Source organism: Enterobacter vonholyi (assembly GCF_008364555.1).
GTDB lineage: Bacteria > Pseudomonadota > Gammaproteobacteria > Enterobacterales > Enterobacteriaceae > Enterobacter > Enterobacter vonholyi.
This window is the reverse complement of the sequence record NZ_VTUC01000001.1, coordinates 354,686-372,931: the sequence shown is the minus strand read 5'-3', so window position 1 is coordinate 372,931 and position 18,246 is coordinate 354,686. Positions and strand designations below refer to the sequence as shown.

Below are 18,246 nucleotides of genomic sequence, written 5' to 3'. Positions count from 1 at the left end.
CCCCTTACCCTAACCCTCTCCCTTTTAGGGAGAGGGCTGTAAATGCGCCTCAATATACCGCTGATAGCGGTTCGCCTTCAGATAACACAAATCCACCAGCACCAGCCCGTCAATACAGTTGTTGAACGCCGGGTCGCTGCCAAAATCAATAAACTGCACGCCGCCGGGCTCGCACAGCTCGGAATATTGCTTGTAGAGCGGCGGAATACCGCACCCAAGATTACCGAGCAGGGATTTCAGCTTTGTTAGATCGTCCACGTAATCCACGCCGCCAAACTGCGCGAGCACGTCCGGCAGCGATGCGGGATACGGTTGACGTGAGGCGGCGAGCGGATGCGTCGCCGGGAACCACAGGCGATAAAATGCCACCAGCAGATCCCGCGCGGCAGGCGGTAAGCCGCCGGAAATGGAGACCGGGCCAAACAGGTAGCGGTAGTGCGGATAACGCGCCAGATAGGCCCCAATGCCGGACCATAAATAGTCCAGGCCGCGGCGTCCCCAGTAGCGCGGCTGGATAAAGCTGCGCCCCAGCTCAATACCGTGTTCCAGTACGTCCTGCATTTTGTCGTCGTAGTGAAACAGGCTATAGCTGTACAACCCCTCAACGCCGCGCTTTTCGATCTGCATGGCCGTCGGCATAAAGCGATACGCCCCGACGATCTCCAGATCCTCCTCATCCCACAGGATTAGGTGCAGATAATCATCGTCGTAGCTGTCGGTGTCCCGGCGTTTGCCGCTCCCTTCCTCCACCGCGCGAAAGGCAATCTCGCGCAGGCGGCCCAGCTCGCGCAGCAGCGGGGCGTCTTCCTGGCCGTTTCGCTGCCAAAGATAGATGCTTTTACCGTCGCTGGTTTTTCCCAGGCTCTCGGCCTTCGCCAGCGCGCGTTTCAGTGTGGCCCTGTCTTCCGGACGGGCAATCGCGCACTGGGTTTTAAAGACCCCAGGCAATCCCTTGCCAAGACGCATCACGTGCTGACGGCACTGCTCGGCCATCTCACGCGACGAAAGGGTGGCGCTGTGCCAGTGATGCCAGGCGATCTGCTGGCCGATCTTAATCGGCAGTTGGCTGTGGCGGCGGCGGAACATCTGCTGCATCAGCAGCAGCATCGACAGCGTCGGGGAGACCAGCGTGCTGGCATAGAAGAGCAGGCTGTTATGCGCCTGAATATGCACCGGCAGCAGCGGGGCGCGCAGCTTGCTGGCGAGTTTGATAAAGCCGGAGTGCCATTTCTTATCGCGAATGCCCTTGCGCGTAGGGCGGGAAACTTCTCCGGCCGGGAAGAAGATCAGCACGCCCGCGTTTTGCAGATGCTGTTCCATCTGCACCAGGGACGATTTCGCCGTCCTGCCGCCCATATTGTCCACCGGAATAAACAGCGAGCTGAGGGGCTCAAGGTGGGTCAGCATCCGGTTGGTCACGACTTTAACATCGCGCCGCACGCGGGAGACGGCGTACATCAGCGCCAGGCCGTCCAGTGTACCCGTCGGGTGGTTGGCAATAATGACCAGCGGGCCATGTTCGGGGATTTGTTCAAGATCGCGGGCGGAAACGGTGCAGAGAATATCAAGGTGCTCCAGAACTTGCTCCACCATATCCAGTCCTTTCAGGTGGCGGTGTGCTGCGGCAAATTGCTGAAATTCGTCTTCGTAGAACAGTCTTTTTAATAGACTTTTTTGCCAGGGTGCGGGCCTCGCCTGAGGCCAAAGATCGTCGAGAACGCTATCGAGGCTAAACATGGTCACTCCTCCTGCCGTCTTGCGAAGACAGTAGAAGGCGCAGATGTCGGTTGTATTGCAGTTGGGTGAAGATTTGAGCAGAGAACAGGCCGGGCTAGGCGAAGCCGCCACCCGGCGCTAAAAAGGATTAACGCAGAATTTTTTTCTCGGCCAGATCCAGCGCGAAGTAGCTGAAGATCAGATCCGCGCCCGCGCGTTTGATCGCGCCGAGGCTTTCCAGGATCACTTTTTCTTCATCAATGGCACCCGCCAGGGCGGCGAATTTGATCATCGCGTACTCGCCGCTCACCTGATAAGCGCCCAGCGGCAGCTCGGTGCGCTCGCGGATGTCGCGCAGGATATCGAGATACGCGCCAGCCGGTTTCACCATCAGGCAGTCTGCGCCCTGGGCTTCATCGAGCAGGGATTCACGAATCGCTTCCCGACGGTTCAGCGGGTTCATCTGATAGGTTTTACGATCGCCTTTCAGCGCCGTTCCCGCCGCTTCGCGGAACGGGCCGTAGAAGGAGGAGGCGAATTTGGTGGAGTAAGACATGATGGCGGTGTCGGTGAAACCGGCCGCGTCCAGCGCCTGACGAATCGCCTGAACCTGTCCGTCCATTGCGGCAGATGGCGCGATGAAATCCGCACCTGCTGCGGCAGCGACCACAGCCTGTTTGCCAAGGTTCAGCAGGGTGGCATCGTTATCCACGCCGTGATCGCACAGCACACCGCAATGGCCGTGAGAGGTATATTCGCAGAAGCAGGTGTCGGACATCACCACCATTTCCGGCACGGTCTCTTTGCAGATGCGGGACATGCGGGCGACGAGACCATCTTCTTTCCACGCGTCGCTGCCGGTGGCGTCGGTATGGTGGGAGATGCCGAAGGTCATCACCGAGCGGATACCCGCGTTGGCGATGCGTTCAATCTCACGCGCCAGATACTTCTCCGGAATGCGCATTACGCCCGGCATGGCTTCGATGGCTTTGTAGTCATCGATCTCTTCTTCAACAAAAATCGGCAACACCAGATCGTTTAAGGTCAGGGTTGTCTCTTCAAACATAGCGCGCAGTGCAGGTGACTTGCGCAGGCGGCGGGGACGTGCAATTAAATCGGTCATGGTATGCCTGATGTTTGTGGAACAAAGAAGGCTAGTGTACCCGAAAGCGTTGTTAGGTGTTTATTAAAGTGGGCGGTTTACCGATAGATCATGCAAGACTGCAGGAACGGTGTCGTTCGGAGCAAACGGTTTAACATCAACCGCTTGCCCACGGAATATTAATATCAGTTGGACGCGGTAAGCACCTGGGCTTTATTGGCGCTCAGCTCAGCCACCAGGTTATTAATCCCGTCACTCATATTGACGAAACGCGTATGCGGGGAGCGGGTGACCACCACAAATGCGCCCACGTTTGACTGCGGGATCATGGCCATATAGGTGATGAATCCACCGCCGCCGCCGGTTTTCTGAATAATACCCGGACGGCCATTTTTCGGTGCCATATAGACCCAGCCCATGCCGAGCGCATCGGCTTTACCCGGCACGTCCATCCCGATGACGCGGTGCAGCTGAGTACGCTGATAAATCAGGGTTTGCATACGATCGGCCTGGCTGCTGCGAGCGTAGAAATCCGAGGAAAGGAACTGCTGCATCCAGCGCATCATGTCGCCAGGCGTGGAATAGACCCCACCGCTGCCCACGGCCGCGAGCGTGTTATTACAGGGGCTTGCGCCTTTCTCCGCCACCATCAGGCGACGGCACTGATCCGGGGATGGGGTAAAGGTGGTGTCTTTCATGCCCAGCGGACGGGTTATCTGCTCTTCAAACAGCTGCGTATAAGGTTTGCCAGCCGCCGTTGAAAGGGCGTCCGCCAGCAGGTCAAAGGCCAGGTTTGAATAAGAGGCTTGCGACCCCGGAGCCGCCTTCAGCGTGGCGGTACTCAGATAGCTCCAGCGCTGGTCGCGCGTTGGCCAGACAAATACGTCACGGTGCGCCGCCCCGCCCGGCTGCTCACGCGGCAGGGCGCTGGTGTGGGTGGCAAGGTTCACAAGGCGAATCGGCGTACCCTGATAGGTTGGAACCCGGGCGCCTGGAGGCGCATATTTGCTGAGCGGGTCGTCGAGTTTCACCACGCCCTGGTCGAGCAGTTTCACCAGCATTTCGCTGGTCATCAGCTTGGTTAAGGACGCGATGCGGATAACGGAATCCAGCTGCGGGTGAACATTATTTCCTGGGCGCGTTTCACCAAAGCTGCGGAACACGCGCTGGTTGCCGTCAATGACGACCATCGCCATCCCGGTTGCGCCGCTGCCGTAATAGATAAGGTTCGCGTAGCGATCGGCAATATCAGAAGCTAAAACGGGTGCCGTCAGCGGTTGGGCTGCCTGGGCGGTAGAAAAGCTCACCGCACACAGCGCGGCAAAAGAGAGCAGACAACGTTTCAACGAAAAGCATCCATGAAGTGAAATAGGAAAGTAATGGGTATTTATACTACTAAACGGTACCGCGCAATGCCCCGAATTGCATAACGATAGCGAGAAAAACGTAACCATGGGTAAATATGAACAATTTACTTACGAGCCATCTCCCATTTTGTGACATCGGGCTTATGATAAGCACCAGTGTCACTCAATCTTACGGAGAACGGTATGTCTGAGAAGCGTGTGGTTATGGTTGTCGATATGCAGAACGGGGTATTTGAAACCCCTCGTCATCAGCGCGAAAAGTGTGTGTCTCTGATCAACCAGCTTACGCAGGCTGCCGACAAGGTGATTTTTATTCAGCACACCGAAGCCGGAGGGCTGGAAGAGGGAAGTGAAGGGTTTGCGCTACTGCCTGAACTCCATCAGCCCGCTGACGCGCTTTACGTGACCAAAACGGCCTGTGATGCCTTTTACAACACGGCGCTTGAGACGCTGCTGCGTGACCAGGGCATTCGCGAGTTTGTCATCTGCGGCTGCGCCACCGATTACTGCGTCGATGCGACGATCAAGAACGGCGTTAGCCGGGGTTATCACATTACCGTGGCGGAAGATGCCCATACCACATCCAACCGCCCGGCTGCTGAAGCACAGATCCTGATTAACCATCACAACGACGTCTGGCGTAACTTCATCGCACCGGCGAACCCTCTCGCAGTGAAACGCACCGAAACAATTCTCAAAAACTGGAAAGCGAACTAATAATCAACCCTCGGGTCTGACCTTTTTGCCTGAGCCGGGAGGCTGGCTTGGGCAGGTATTTCGTTTGGTAACGTGTTGTGCACAGCAACAGCCATAACAACAAGAAGGAAGCATTATGTTTAAGTCTTTTTTCCCAAAGCCGGGGCCTTTTTTCCTGTCGGCATTTATTTGGGCACTCATCGCTGTCATTTTCTGGCAGGCGGGCGGCGGCGAATGGCTGACGCGCATCACGGGAGCGACAGGCGAGGTACCGATTAGCGCGGCGCGCTTCTGGTCACTCAGCTACCTGCTGTTTTATGCCTACTACACGGTGTGCGTAGGGCTGTTTGCCCTTTTTTGGTTTGTCTATTCTCCGCACCGCTGGCAGTACTGGTCGATCCTCGGCACATCGCTGATTATCTTCGTCACCTGGTTCCTGGTGGAAGTGGGCGTGGCGGTTAACGCCTGGTATGCGCCGTTCTACGATCTGATCCAGACCGCGCTGAGCTCACCGCATAAGGTGACCATCAATCAGTTCTACCATGAAGTTGGCGTCTTCCTCGGCATCGCCCTGATTGCGGTTATCATCGGCGTGATGAACAATTTCTTCGTCAGCCACTACGTTTTCCGCTGGCGTACCGCGATGAACGAACATTATATGGCGCACTGGCAGCACCTGCGCCATATCGAAGGTGCCGCACAGCGTGTGCAGGAAGACACCATGCGTTTTGCCTCCACGCTTGAAGACATGGGCGTCAGCTTTATCAACGCCATTATGACGCTGATTGCCTTCCTGCCGGTGCTGGTAACGCTCTCGGCGCATGTACCGGATCTGCCGATTGTCGGCCATATTCCGTATGGTCTGGTGATTGCCGCGATCGTTTGGTCGCTGATGGGGACGGGCCTGCTGGCGGTGGTGGGGATCAAACTGCCGGGTCTGGAGTTTAAAAATCAACGCGTCGAAGCCGCATACCGTAAAGAGCTGGTTTATGGCGAAGACGATGCCAACCGCGCCTCGCCGCCGACCGTCCGCGAGCTGTTTGGCGCCGTGCGTCGTAACTATTTCCGTCTTTACTTCCACTATATGTATTTCAACATCGCGCGTATTTTGTATCTGCAGGTGGATAACGTTTTCGGTTTGTTCCTGCTGTTTCCGTCCATTGTTGCGGGTACGATTACGCTCGGTCTGATGACGCAGATCACCAACGTTTTCGGTCAGGTTCGCGGGTCGTTCCAGTACCTGATCAGCTCCTGGACCACGCTGGTAGAACTGATGTCCATCTACAAACGTCTGCGCAGCTTTGAACGCGAGCTGGACGATCGTGACCTGCAGGAAGTCACCAACACATTTAGCTAATACAGGAAGTTGCTATGTCTTTTGCTGTACCGCGCGCGTTACCGTTGACTATTCTGGCCGCTTTTGTACTGGCAGGCTGTGCCGAAAAGGGGGCCGCTCCGCTCAAAAAGGGCGAGAAGCCCGTCGATGTGGCGAGCGTTGTGCGGCAGAAAATGCCCGCCAGCGTAAAGGATCGCAATGCGTGGGCAGACGCGCTGGCAAAAACCTTTGAAAGCCAAAAGATCGCGCCGACCGAGGAGAACATCTGTTCGGTGCTGGCGGTGGCGCAGCAAGAGTCAATGTACCAGTCAGATCCGGCTGTGCCGGGTCTGAACAAAATCGCCTGGAAAGAGATCGACCGCCGCGCGGAGTCCATGCATATCCCGGTGTTCCTCGTGCATACCGCGCTTAAAATCACCTCGCCGAACGGCAAAAGCTACAGCGAACGGCTGGATACGGTGAAAACCGAAAAACAGCTTAGCGCCATCTTTGATGATTTCATCAGCATGGTCCCAATGGGGCAGAAGCTGTTTGGCTCCCTGAACCCGGTCCACACCGGCGGTCCGATGCAGGTAAGCATCGCGTTCGCGGAGAAACACACCGACGGCTATCCGTGGAAAATCGACGGTACGGTGCGTCAGGAGGTCTTCTCCCTGCGCGGAGGACTGTGGTTCGGCACGTATCACCTGTTGAACTACCCGGCGAACTACGATGAGCCGCTGTACCGCTTTGCCGACTTTAACGCCGGCTGGTATGCCAGCCGTAATGCGGCATTCCAGAGTGCGGTCAGCCGCGCAAGCGGCGTCAAGCTCGCGCTGGACGGCGATCTCATCGCTTACGGCAGCAGCGAGGCGGGGAGCACTGAGCTTGCCGTACGGAAACTTTCGAGAACGCTGGGTCTGAGCAACAGCGACATTCGCCGTCAGCTTGAGAAAGGCGATAGTCTGACCTTTGAGAGAACGGATCTGTACAAGAAGGTGTTTGCGCTCGCAGAGCAGAAAAGCGGGAAAACGTTACCGAGGGCTATCCTGCCGGGTATTCAGCTGGAAAGCCCGAAGATCACGCGTAACCTGACCACTGCGTGGTTTGCAAAACGCGTGGACGATCGCCGGGCTCGCTGTATGGGGCTTTAACGGCGGCGGCGAAAGCGCAGCACTAATGCCACAACGCCCAGAATCATACATCCCGCGAGGAAGGGGATCAGGCCGAACAGGGTGCTGACGCCAAAGCCAATCTCAACTCGCGGGCGTCCGTTATCCTGCACCTGCATCAGATGTTCATAAACGCCTGGCGCATGCACCAGCATATTGAGCAGCTGAGAGCCGGCCCAGAAGCAAAACAGGACAAACAGGGCATACGCGATATTACCCGCCGTAGAGGTTTTTGGTTTTCCGCCAAAAATCGGTTTCGACAATGTAAAGTCAGCCATGATGACCTCCGGATAAATCGCTCTGTTAATACGCTTCGTACAGGGTGAGTTTGACAGGTCATCGCATTTGTCAATATCAGAATCGTGGTAATTTACGCGCCGGAATCCTCCTGGATTGTTGATTTCTGCAGCACGTCACAATTTATTAACTTAAGTGAAATTGCGTCGCGTTTCAGAATTTCCGTATCTGCCACAGACCTGGCCGTAAAACTGTGAGAGGATGTCTTTTTTTCCTGCCGGAGTTGTTATGAAGCTCACGTCCAAACTACGCCGTGACTGGCACTACTACGCCTTCGCTATCGGGCTGATCTTTATTCTTAACGGTATTGTGGGCCTGTTGGGGTTTGAAGCAAAAGGCTGGCAAACGTATGCCGTAGGGCTGGTGACCTGGGTCATTAGTTTCTGGCTGGCGGGGTTGATTATCCGCCGTCGCCCTGAAGAGACGACAGCGGAAGAGGCAGAGTCGGCGAAGCGCGCCGATTAACCGTTTACGGAACTTTTAAGCGCGCTGTCGGCGGCGTGACGCTCCAGCGCGAGTTCGATCAGGCGGGTGATCAATTCCGGGTAGCTCAGGCCGCTCGCCTGCCACAGCTTCGGATACATGCTGATGTTAGTGAACCCCGGCAGCGTGTTAATTTCATTGATCACCACCTCGTTTTCCGCCGTCAGGAACACATCCACGCGCGCCATGCCGCAGCAGCCGAGCGTCTGATAAGCGCGAATGGCGATCGCCCGGATCTTATCGTTAACCGCCGGATCGAGAGCCGCAGGCACGACAACCTGCGCGCCTTTATCATCAATGTATTTGGTGTCGTACGAGTAGAAGTCGCTGTTTAAGATCACTTCACCGCAGGTGCTCGCCTGGGGAAAATCGTTGCCCAGCACGGCGCACTCAATTTCACGACCTTTGATGCCCTGCTCAACCACCACTTTATGGTCGAACTCAAAAGCCAGGCGGACGGCTTGCGTGAACTCAGCTTCGCTGGTCACTTTGCTGACGCCCACGGAGGAGCCCTGGTTTGCAGGCTTCACAAACAACGGCAGACCCAGCTCTGCACTGATTTGCGTAAAGCTGTGTTTGTCGCGGTTGGCGCGGGTGAGCGTCACGAACGGCGCAATATTCAGCCCGGCATCGCGCAGCAGGCGTTTGGTGACGTCTTTGTCCATGCACGCGGCAGAGCCGAGGACGTCCGATCCGACGAACGGCAGGTTGGCCATGCGCAGCATTCCCTGCAGGGAACCATCTTCGCCCAGGGTGCCGTGAACAATCGGGAAGACGACGTCGATCTGGGCGAGAGCCTGCGCATTGCCGGCGTCGATGAGCTGCCCTTTTACGACGCCGGGTACGGTGGCGACGCTAATTTCTGAAGGATTCAGGGCGATATGTGCCGGATCGTGGGCATTCAGCAGATACTGGCTGGCATCGTTAACGTGCCACTGGCCCTGTTTATCAATGCCCAGCAGCACCACGTCGAAACGGCTTTTATCGATCGCATCAACGATATTTTTGGCCGATTGCAATGACACTTCGTGTTCCGCTGATTTTCCCCCAAAGACAATACCTACGCGCTGCTTAGCCATCTCACTCTCTTCCAGTATGACGAAAAGCCAATAACATACCACGATGCCCGGCGGGTTTCGCGGCCTTCTGCCATAATGTTTTGGGGAATGTTGAGGGGGGAGTGTGAAAGGAAAAACGCTGCTGACCGTATTTATCATTTTGGCCATCGCAACGGTGGGTTACCGCTGGTTGCCGCCTTACTACAACCCTTTCATGCCGCTGATGCTTGACGACCCGCCGGGTCGAATCACCCAGTATAAGCTTCGGCGTTTAACCCCCGAGGCGTGCGCGAGCCTGCTCGCACAGGCTAATCAACGCGATCTCATCCGCACCCGGCCGGTGGCTGACAGCGGCGGCGCGTGTCCGCTGAATAACGTCGTGCGCGTGAGTGACTTCGGCCCGGTCGGCCTGAACAGCAGTTTTCTTGCCAGCTGCCCGCTGGCGCTCAGCTCAGCCCTCTTTATCAGCCAGCAGGCCCGGCCGCTGACAAAACGTTATACGGGCAGTGACCTGGCGCGTATCGACCACCTCGGCAGCTTTGCCTGCCGCAATATTTATCATCGCCCTGACGCGCGCCGCAGTGAACATGCCACGGCGGAGGCGCTGGATATTGCCGCTTTTCGTCTGGCGAACGGTGAACGCGTCACGGTGCTGAACGGCTGGAAGGCGGCCACCACGCAGCCCTGGCTGAAGGCCATGCTGGCGGCGAGCTGTGGGTACTACGGAAACGGACTGGGGCCGGAGTATAACGCGGCGCATGCCAACCATTTTCATCTGGGAATGCGCGGTTTTGGGCTCTGCCGTTGAAGCATAATATTCCGCCAGAAAATGGATGAATTGTGACTTATTTCACAAATATGATGACTGGGGAGATAAAACACCAAAGTCAGTCGGGCCGCATCTCTGGTGCGACGTTAATACGCGTAACTTGCTAATCTGTCGGCGAATTCGCCTAAAAATGAAGACTATTTCTTTATGGAATCCTGGAAAGTTAATCTCATCTCGGTTTGGTTCGGCTGCTTCTTTACCGGACTGGCCATCAGCCAGATTTTGCCGTTCCTGCCTCTGTACGTGTCGCAGCTGGGGGTGACCTCGCATGAAGCCCTTTCCATGTGGTCCGGTCTGACGTTCAGCGTCACGTTTCTGGTTTCCGCCATTGTGTCACCGATGTGGGGCAGCCTGGCGGATCGGAAAGGCCGTAAACTGATGCTGCTACGCGCCTCGCTCGGGATGGCGATTGCCATTCTGCTGCAGGCCTTCGCCACCAACGTCTGGCAGCTGTTCTTCCTGCGGGCGGTGATGGGGTTGACGTCCGGGTATATTCCAAACGCCATGGCGCTGGTCGCCTCTCAGGTGCCGCGCGAGCGTAGCGGCTGGGCGCTGAGTACACTCTCCACGGCACAGATCAGCGGCGTCATCGGCGGGCCGCTGCTGGGGGGCTTTCTGGCGGACCACGTCGGGCTGCGTGCGGTATTTATCATCACTGCGGTTCTGCTGGTGGTCAGTTTTCTGGTCACGCTCTTTCTGATTAAAGAAGGGGGCCGCCCGGTTATCAGTAAGTCTGAACGCCTCAGCGGCAAGGCCGTTTTCGCCTCGCTGCCTTATCCGGGCCTGATGATCAGCCTGTTTGTGACCACTATGGTGATCCAGCTCTGTAATGGTTCGGTGGGGCCGATTCTGGCGCTGTTTATCAAGTCGATGGAGCCGGAGAGCACGAATATCGCTTTTCTTAGCGGCATGATTGCCGCCGTGCCGGGCGTATCAGCCCTGATTTCCGCGCCGCGTCTGGGAAAACTGGGTGACAGGATCGGCACGGCGCGCATCCTGATGGCGACGCTGATCTTTGCGGTGGTGCTCTTCTTCGCGATGTCGTTTGTCACCTCTCCGCTTCAGCTTGGCATATTGCGATTTCTGCTCGGCTTTGCTGATGGCGCCATGTTGCCTGCGGTACAGACCCTGCTGGTCAAATATTCCAGCGACCAGGTGACGGGGCGTATTTTTGGATATAACCAGTCGTTTATGTATCTGGGGAATGTTGCCGGCCCGCTTATTGGCGCATCCGTTTCTGCGATGGCCGGTTTTCGTTGGGTATTTGCGGCGACAGCGATTGTCGTTTTAATCAATATTATCCAGCTGGCTATTGCGCTGCGACGCCGCAGACAAATGGCGGAGGCCAAATCGGCAAGGTAACGATTTCATAGATGTATTATATATTCTTATGGTAGCCGCATTTTTATATAACAAAATGCGGCTGCTTTTTATAGAAAAACGTTTCGCTCACGGCGCTGCCTCTTTATTTCCGTTCCTGTATCACTTTTGCATACCATAATTAATTTCTTCTCTTTGCAATAGGGATTCAGAGTGATAACTTCAGACAAAACTGAAAAGGAACTGGCACGATGAAAAACCTCATTGCTGAATTGCTGGTCAAGCTGGCACAAAAGGAAGAAGAGTCAAAAGAGCTGGTGGCTCAGGTCGAAGCGCTTGAAATTGTGGTCACCGCGCTGCTGCGACAAATGGCGAAAACCGATCAGCAGGCGTTGATTGAGAGCGTGGAAGGCGCGCTGGATAGCGTCAGGCCTGAATCGCAGGTACCGGTTGAGGATGCTGAGATGCTCCACCAGTACGTAAAGAAGCTGTTAAGGCATCCGCGCAGCTAAACCGTCACAGGACGTAACGACGTGTCATAGAATTGTCATGCAGGATGCCTATAGTCGCTCTGTTTTTATTTTTATGTATTTGTACATGGAGAAAATAAATTGAAACAGAGCGCACTTTTCATCGCATTACTTCCCTTGTTAATTACCCCTGCCATTTATGCTGATACGACGCAAACCAGCGTGCTGGATAATCGTGCGGCAAAAGGGGATATCACCCAGCCTGGCGGCGCGCGTCGTTTATCTGAAGATCAAACTGCTGCTATTCGCGCTTCGCTGAATGATAAGCCGGCGAAAAATATTATTCTGCTGATTGGCGATGGAATGGGGGATTCCGAAATCACGGCGGCGCGAAATTATGCCGAGGGTGCGGGCGGCTTTTTTAAAGGTATCGACGCATTACCGTTGACCGGACAATATACCCACTACGCGCTGGATAAAAAAACCGGTAAACCGGATTACGTAACGGACTCCGCGGCCTCTGCCACGGCGTGGTCCACCGGCGTGAAAACCTATAATGGTGCGCTGGGCGTGGATATTCACGAAAAAGATCATCAAACCCTTCTGGAGATGGCAAAAGCGGCGGGCCTGGCGACCGGCAACGTCTCCACCGCTGAACTTCAGGATGCGACGCCTGCGGCGCTGGTGGCACACGTGACCTCGCGTAAGTGCTACGGCCCGTCAGCGACCAGCGAAAAGTGCCCAACGAATGCGCTGGAAAAAGGCGGCAAAGGCTCGATTACGGAACAGTTGCTGAACGCGCGTCCTGACGTGACGCTGGGCGGCGGCGCGAAAACATTCGCGGAAACCGCAACGGCGGGCGAATGGCAGGGCAAAACGCTGCGCGAGCAGGCGCAGGCTAGCGGCTATCAGCTGGTGAGTGACGCAAATGCTCTGGCGGCGATAACCGAGGCGAACCAGGATAAACCGCTGCTGGGGCTGTTCTCTGACGGCAACATGCCCGTGCGCTGGGAAGGTCCAAAAGCCTCGTATCACGGCAATATCGATAAGCCTGCGGTGACCTGTGCGCCAAACCCGAAACGCACGGACAGCGTACCGACGCTGGCGGCGATGACCGATAAAGCGATTTCTCTGCTGAGCAAGAGCGAAAAAGGGTTCTTCCTGCAGGTAGAAGGCGCGTCGATCGATAAGCAAGATCATGCGGCAAATCCGTGCGGTCAGATTGGCGAAACCGTCGATCTGGACGAAGCGGTGCAGAAAGCGCTCGCGTTCGCGAAAAAAGACGGTAACACCCTGGTGATCGTCACCGCGGACCACGCGCACGCCAGCCAGATCGTTCCGCCAGATACCAAAGCCCCTGGCCTGACGCAGGCGCTAAACACCAAAGATGGTGCCGTCATGGTGATGAGCTACGGCAACTCTGAAGAAGAGTCCATGGAGCACACGGGCACCCAACTGCGTATTGCCGCCTACGGCCCGCACGCGGCCAACGTGGTAGGCCTGACCGATCAAACGGATCTGTTCTACACCATGAAGGCTGCGCTGGGCCTTAAATAATAAAATCCCGGCGGAAATCACATCTGCCGGGTGGTTTTTTTCCTGTCACGAACCAGACTTACAGGGAATGTTCACAAAAGGATGGTGCAATGAAAACAACATTACTGGTTACTCTGCTCTCCGGCCTGTTCCTGGTCGCATCGGCGAACGCGGAAGAGAAAACGTTAACGCCGCAGCAGCAGCGTATGACTACCTGTAATCAACAGGCGACGTCTCAGAGTCTTAAGGGCGATGCTCGTAAGACTTACATGAGCGACTGCCTCAAAAACGGCGCCTCGAAACCGGCTGAAAAAAGCCTGACGCCTCAGCAGCAAAAGATGCGCGAGTGTAATGCCAAGGCAACCGAGCAGTCCCTTAAAGGGGATGACCGCAGCAAGTTCATGAGTGCCTGCCTGAAGAAAAAAGTGTAGTTCGAACGGGTGAGCGGCATCGGCGGCTCACCCGAAATTTCATACTTTCCCCGCAGACCCCCTCTCTATAATTTGGGAAAATGTTTCAGAATATTCCCAAAAATGATGAATGATGAAACGTATTACAACAAAAAGCGCATTCGGGAAGAGTGGAATTTAACCCTTTCTCAGGATGACCCTCACCGTGCCGGCATTCAGTTTGCCCGGCGGGTTCGGCTGGCGCGCGCCGTGGGGCTGGCAGCGATGTTTTTCCCGGTTGCGGGAATGCTGGTCACCCATTTTTTACCCGGAGGCTGGTGGCTTTTACTGGTCGGTTGGGCGTTCGTATGGCCCCATTTCGCCTGGCAGTTATCCTGCCGGGCCGCGTCACCTCAACAGCAGGAAGTGTTCAATCTTAAGATCGATGCCATCATTGCCGGGCTCTGGATCGGCGTGATGGGGATGAGCGCGTTACCCTCGGCAGCGCTGGTGATGATGGTAGGTATGAATATGATGGGCTCCGGGGGCTGTCGCCTGTTTATCCCGGGGATCCTGTTGACTCTGCTCTCCGCGCTGGTGACGCTGCCGCTTGTCGGGAGCGTGGCTGTTTTCAGGCCCGACCCGGTAGAGTGGGGCCTAACGCTGCCCGTACTGGTGCTTTATCCCATGCTGTTTGCCTGGCTCAGCCACCGCACCGCCGTCAGGCTTGCAGAGCACAAGCAGCGGCTGGAAATGATGAGCACCCGTGACGGCATGACCGGGGTCTTTAATCGCCGCCACTGGGAAATGCTGCTGCGAAATGAATTTGAGCATTGCCGCCGCGACCACTGCACCGCCACGATTTTGCTGATTGATATCGACCACTTTAAAAACATCAACGACACCTGGGGGCACGCTGTGGGCGACGAGGCGATCATCGCCATTACGCGTCAGCTCCAGCGGTCAGTACGGTCAGGCGATGCTATAGGCCGGTTTGGTGGGGATGAGTTTGCGGTGATTATGTCGCAGACCGCGGCGGAAAGCGCCATCGCGGTGATGTCGCGGTTGCATGAGCGGCTGGAAAAACTGACGTTACCGTGCGCACCAAAAGAAGCGCTGCGCATCAGCGTAGGCGTTGCTCCCTGGGGGCCGCAGTTTGGACATTATCGGGAATGGCTGAAGGCGGCTGACGTGGCGCTGTACAGGGCGAAAAATGCCGGGCGCGGCCGCACCGAAGTGGCCGCCTGACGCCCGGTCAGAAATCAGGATTTACTCAGCTTCTCTGATTTTTCCATGCATTTTGCCATTGCCTCAATGACGGCCGAGCGGAACCCGCGCTCTTCCAGCACCCGCACCGCTTCAATGGTGGTACCGCCTGGGGAGCAGACCATATCTTTCAGCTCACCCGGGTGTTTACCGGTCTCCAGCACCATTTTGGCGGAGCCCATGACGGCCTGCGCGGCGAATTTATACGCCTGGGCGCGCGGCATTCCACCAAGAACGGCGGCATCGGCCATCGCTTCTAAAAACATGAAGACATACGCAGGGGCTGATCCACTGACGCCGACCACCGGATGGATCATCGATTCGGCAATCACTTCTGCTTCGCCGAAACAGCGGAAAATGTTCAGTACATCAGCCACTTCTTCTGAGGTCACCAGCGCGTTAGGCGTGACGGAGGTCATGCCGGCGTTGACCAGCGAAGGGGTATTGGGCATCGCGCGGACGATTTTACGATCGTGACCCAGCGCGCGCGCCAGCTGATCGAGGGTGACGCCCGCGGCAATCGACACCACCAGCGTCTCTTTATTCAGGCTGGAGGTGATATCGCTCAGTACTTTGATCATGATGTTCGGCTTGACGGCACCAAAGACGATATCGGCGACCTGGGCCACTTCCTGCGCGCTTTCGGCGGCGTTGATACCGTACTGATCGCGCAACGCGGCGACCTTGTCCGGTGACGGGGTATAGACCCAAATCTGACCCGGCAGCACCTGCCCGCTGGCGATCAGGCCGCCCAGGATGGCTTTGCCCATGTTACCGCAGCCGATAAACCCGATTTTCTTGTCCATCACGATTCTCCGTCATTATGCGTTGTTTTCTCTGATTGATAGCTTAACAACGAAATGCAGGCGACAATAGTCGGCAGAGTTATTATGGGGAGACAATATGGCGATTTGGGTTGATGCGGACGCGTGTCCGAATGTGATTAAAGAGATTTTATTTCGCGCCGCCGAGCGCGTTCAGATGCCGCTGACGCTGGTGGCGAACCAGAATATTCGCGTACCGCCTTCGCGCTTCATCCGCTCTTTGCGCGTGCCGGCCGGGTTCGACGTGGCGGATAACGAAATTGTCCGCCTGTGCAGCGCGGAGGATCTGGTGATCACGGCGGATATTCCGCTGGCTGCCGAAGTGCTGGAAAAAGGGGCCGCGGCGCTCAATCCGCGCGGAGAGCGATACTCGCCGTCGACCATTCGCGAGAAGCTCACCATGCGCGATTTTATGGATACGATGCGGGCCAGCGGCGTGCAGACCGGGGGACCGGACAGCCTGTCACCGCGCGATCGTCAGCAGTTTGCTGCCGAACTGGATAAATGGCTGCTGGAAGTGAAGCGCCGCACAGCGTAATGATAATTATTGTCAATTTGTGGTACAGTGTGGCTTCCACAGGGTTGTCATCCCGTACCGCTTTGCAGTAAAGTAATCGCAACATCTTCTGCAATTATTTCTTTACACTCTTCAGCCATCCGGCATCAAGGGGAACACCTGGCTATGACCCAACCCATCTTTTTAGTTGGCCCCCGCGGCTGTGGGAAAACCACCGTTGGCCTGGAGCTGGCACGCGTGTGTCATCGCCAGTTTGTGGATACCGACCACTGGCTGCAAACCGAGGCCGGAAAAACCATCGCTGAGATTGTTGAGCAAGAGGGATGGGAGAGCTTTCGCGCGCGCGAAACGGCCGCGCTGAAAGCGGTCACCACCCCGTCTGCCGTGATCGCGACCGGGGGTGGCATTGTTCTGGCGGAGTGTAATCGTCACTTTATGCGCGAAAAGGGGATTGTGATCTACCTTAGCGCGCCGGTGTCGGCCCTGGTTGGGCGTCTGGAAGCCTTTCCGGAAGAGGGGCAACGCCCTGCGCTGACCTCCAGGCCGCTGAACGAAGAGGTGAGTGAAGTGCTGGCGGAACGCGATGCGTTATACCGCGAAGCGGCTCACCACGTGGTGGATGCGTCAGCCTCTCCTGAAGACGTTGTGATTCAGATTATTACCGCCCTGCGTTTGGCTTGTGCCAGCTAAGCGGCGTCTATACTTATAGCTCAGACATAAAAAAAGGATGAGCTATGCCAACCAGACCTCCCTATCCGCGTGAAGCGCGCATTGTTACCGTTGAAAAAGGCCATACGGGTCATACCGTGACCTGGTATCAACTGCGTGCCGATCACCCCAAGCCGGACTCGCTGATCAGTGAACACGAGACTGAACAGGAAGCGCTGGATGCGAAACGGCGCTATGAAGATCCCGACATAACCTGAATGTTTTCCTAAACGCTCCAGGATCGTGCCTGAATCACACTTTTTACTCATCGTGAAAGTTAAGCAGGAGTTAATATTTAGTTATTACAAGTAACTCTGGTATCGGCAGGCGATCTTTACATTTCGATGTCGGGATCACCTGCTACGCTTGGTGCTGTTTTGTTGAAAAAACGAACTGTGCAGCGTAGTGAGCCTGTACCTGTATGCACGATGTTGGAGTAATGGAAGGCGATAAAGATGAAGGCAACGTTGGCGATCCTCACCATTGGTGTGGTCCCTGTAAGCGAAGTGTTACCGCTCTTAACCGAGCATGTATCTGAACAACAGATAACGCATCTTAGCCTGTTGGGGAAGATGAGTCGGGAAGAGGTCATGGAGGACTACGCTGTCGAGGCGGGGGAGGATCCCCTGGCGACGTTATTAAGTGACGGTAAACTGGCGCACGTTTCACGCCAGAAAATCGAGCGCTCGCTGCAGGGCGTGATAGAAGTGCTCGATAATCAAGGTTATGACGTTATTTTGCTGATGAGCACGGCTCCCATTAAGGGGCTCATGGCGCGCAATGCGATTTTGCTGGAACCGATGCGGATCATCCCGCCGCTGGTGGCCTCCATCGTGGATGGTCATCAGGTGGGGGTGATTGTCCCCATCGAGGAACTCATGGATAACCAGGAGGCAAAATGGCACGTGCTGGAAAAAGTGCCTTTGTACGCACTGGCCAATCCGTTCTGGGACAGTGAGGCCAAACTCATTGCTGCCGGGAAGGAACTGCTGGAGAGAGGGGCCGATGTACTGATTCTGGACTGCTTGGGTTTCCACCAGCATCATCGTGATTTACTGCAAAAAGCGCTGGATGTCCCGGTGCTGTTATCCAACGTACTGATGGCTCGCCTGGCCTCGGAACTGCTCGTGTAATGATTTTGCGTGACAGGTGATGAGCATGGCCCCTATAGTGAATTTTTA

At 56.0% G+C, this 18,246-nt stretch carries 20 protein-coding genes; 14 read left to right on the top strand and 6 right to left on the bottom strand.

Annotation, left to right across the window (positions count from 1 at the left end):
- Positions 1-24: 24 nt before the first annotated feature.
- The 3 genes from olsF to ampH form a co-directional block, all read right to left on the bottom strand.
- Positions 25-1,737 (bottom strand): bifunctional ornithine lipid synthase OlsF, encoded by a 1,713-nt coding sequence (gene olsF / locus F0319_RS01795; protein WP_149366139.1) that lies wholly within the window; start codon positions 1,735-1,737, stop codon positions 25-27.
- Positions 1,738-1,864: 127 nt separating this feature from the next.
- A complete protein-coding gene (hemB, locus tag F0319_RS01790) occupies positions 1,865-2,839 on the bottom strand; it encodes a porphobilinogen synthase (RefSeq protein ID WP_021241687.1) in 975 nt (324 codons plus the stop codon).
- Between the two features lie 164 nt (positions 2,840-3,003).
- The gene (gene ampH / locus F0319_RS01785; protein ID WP_029739742.1) at positions 3,004-4,164 is read right to left on the bottom strand and encodes a D-alanyl-D-alanine-carboxypeptidase/endopeptidase AmpH; all 1,161 of its coding nucleotides are present in this window, start codon (positions 4,162-4,164) and stop codon (positions 3,004-3,006) included.
- Positions 4,165-4,368: 204 nt separating this feature from the next.
- On the opposite strand from ampH, the gene F0319_RS01780 reads away from it, so the two are divergent.
- From F0319_RS01780 to F0319_RS01770, 3 genes are all read left to right on the top strand, one after another.
- Complete coding sequence (locus F0319_RS01780) at positions 4,369-4,902, top strand: isochorismatase family protein (protein WP_149366138.1); 534 nt, start codon at positions 4,369-4,371, stop codon at positions 4,900-4,902.
- Positions 4,903-5,017: 115 nt separating this feature from the next.
- Positions 5,018-6,238, top strand: a complete 1,221-nt coding sequence (gene sbmA, locus F0319_RS01775) for a peptide antibiotic transporter SbmA (protein WP_149366137.1) — start codon at positions 5,018-5,020, stop codon at positions 6,236-6,238.
- A 14-nt stretch (positions 6,239-6,252) separates the two neighbouring features.
- On the top strand, positions 6,253-7,350 hold the full coding sequence (locus F0319_RS01770; protein ID WP_149366136.1) for a DUF1615 domain-containing protein: 1,098 nt from the start codon (positions 6,253-6,255) through the stop codon (positions 7,348-7,350).
- On the opposite strand, the gene F0319_RS01765 is transcribed toward F0319_RS01770, so the two are convergent.
- The gene (locus F0319_RS01765) at positions 7,347-7,646 is read right to left on the bottom strand and encodes a DUF2755 family protein (protein WP_008503287.1); all 300 of its coding nucleotides are present in this window, start codon (positions 7,644-7,646) and stop codon (positions 7,347-7,349) included. The genes F0319_RS01770 and F0319_RS01765 overlap by 4 nt on opposite strands.
- A 247-nt stretch (positions 7,647-7,893) precedes the next feature.
- Here F0319_RS01765 and F0319_RS01760 point away from each other — a divergent pair, with 247 nt between their 5' ends.
- The gene (locus F0319_RS01760) at positions 7,894-8,130 is read left to right on the top strand and encodes a DUF2754 family protein (RefSeq protein WP_149366135.1); all 237 of its coding nucleotides are present in this window, start codon (positions 7,894-7,896) and stop codon (positions 8,128-8,130) included.
- Here the strand turns inward: F0319_RS01760 and ddlA are convergent.
- A complete protein-coding gene (gene ddlA / locus F0319_RS01755) occupies positions 8,127-9,227 on the bottom strand; it encodes a D-alanine--D-alanine ligase (RefSeq protein ID WP_149366134.1) in 1,101 nt (366 codons plus the stop codon). The genes F0319_RS01760 and ddlA overlap by 4 nt on opposite strands.
- Positions 9,228-9,330: 103 nt before the next feature.
- Between ddlA and F0319_RS01750 the strand changes: the two genes are divergently transcribed.
- The 6 genes from F0319_RS01750 to adrA all read left to right on the top strand — a co-directional run bounded on the left by F0319_RS01750 (position 9,331) and on the right by adrA (position 14,998).
- Positions 9,331-10,014 carry an extensin-like domain-containing protein gene (locus tag F0319_RS01750; protein WP_149366133.1) on the top strand — a complete coding sequence of 228 codons (684 nt, stop codon included), beginning with the start codon at positions 9,331-9,333 and terminating at the stop codon, positions 10,012-10,014.
- 168 nt (positions 10,015-10,182) lie between these two features.
- Positions 10,183-11,397 (top strand): multidrug efflux MFS transporter, encoded by a 1,215-nt coding sequence (locus F0319_RS01745; protein WP_048990434.1) that lies wholly within the window; start codon positions 10,183-10,185, stop codon positions 11,395-11,397.
- A 209-nt stretch (positions 11,398-11,606) separates the two neighbouring features.
- Entirely contained in the window at positions 11,607-11,867 is a 261-nt protein-coding gene (gene iraP, locus F0319_RS01740; protein ID WP_024906786.1) for an anti-adapter protein IraP, read from the top strand.
- A gap of 99 nt (positions 11,868-11,966) precedes the next feature.
- Positions 11,967-13,382, top strand: a complete 1,416-nt coding sequence (gene phoA / locus F0319_RS01735) for an alkaline phosphatase (protein ID WP_149366132.1) — start codon at positions 11,967-11,969, stop codon at positions 13,380-13,382.
- Positions 13,383-13,471: 89 nt separating this feature from the next.
- Complete coding sequence (gene psiF, locus F0319_RS01730) at positions 13,472-13,792, top strand: phosphate starvation-inducible protein PsiF (RefSeq protein WP_008503278.1); 321 nt, start codon at positions 13,472-13,474, stop codon at positions 13,790-13,792.
- 102 nt (positions 13,793-13,894) lie between these two features.
- Positions 13,895-14,998 (top strand): diguanylate cyclase AdrA, encoded by a 1,104-nt coding sequence (gene adrA, locus F0319_RS01725; protein ID WP_111963441.1) that lies wholly within the window; start codon positions 13,895-13,897, stop codon positions 14,996-14,998.
- Positions 14,999-15,012: 14 nt separating this feature from the next.
- Here adrA and proC read toward each other — a convergent pair whose 3' ends face one another.
- Positions 15,013-15,822, bottom strand: a complete 810-nt coding sequence (gene proC / locus F0319_RS01720) for a pyrroline-5-carboxylate reductase (RefSeq protein ID WP_111963440.1) — start codon at positions 15,820-15,822, stop codon at positions 15,013-15,015.
- 97 nt (positions 15,823-15,919) lie between these two features.
- On the opposite strand from proC, the gene F0319_RS01715 reads away from it, so the two are divergent.
- The 4 genes from F0319_RS01715 to F0319_RS01700 all read left to right on the top strand — a co-directional run bounded on the left by F0319_RS01715 (position 15,920) and on the right by F0319_RS01700 (position 18,198).
- Positions 15,920-16,378 carry a YaiI/YqxD family protein gene (locus tag F0319_RS01715; protein WP_149366131.1) on the top strand — a complete coding sequence of 153 codons (459 nt, stop codon included), beginning with the start codon at positions 15,920-15,922 and terminating at the stop codon, positions 16,376-16,378.
- Positions 16,379-16,522: 144 nt separating this feature from the next.
- Entirely contained in the window at positions 16,523-17,047 is a 525-nt protein-coding gene (gene aroL, locus F0319_RS01710) for a shikimate kinase AroL (protein WP_032639634.1), read from the top strand.
- A 44-nt stretch (positions 17,048-17,091) separates the two neighbouring features.
- Positions 17,092-17,283: a protein YaiA gene (gene yaiA, locus F0319_RS01705; protein ID WP_023334675.1), complete on the top strand. Its 192-nt coding sequence runs from the start codon at positions 17,092-17,094 to the stop codon at positions 17,281-17,283.
- Positions 17,284-17,520: 237 nt separating this feature from the next.
- Complete coding sequence (locus F0319_RS01700; protein WP_111963439.1) at positions 17,521-18,198, top strand: AroM family protein; 678 nt, start codon at positions 17,521-17,523, stop codon at positions 18,196-18,198.
- Positions 18,199-18,246 lie beyond the last annotated feature (48 nt).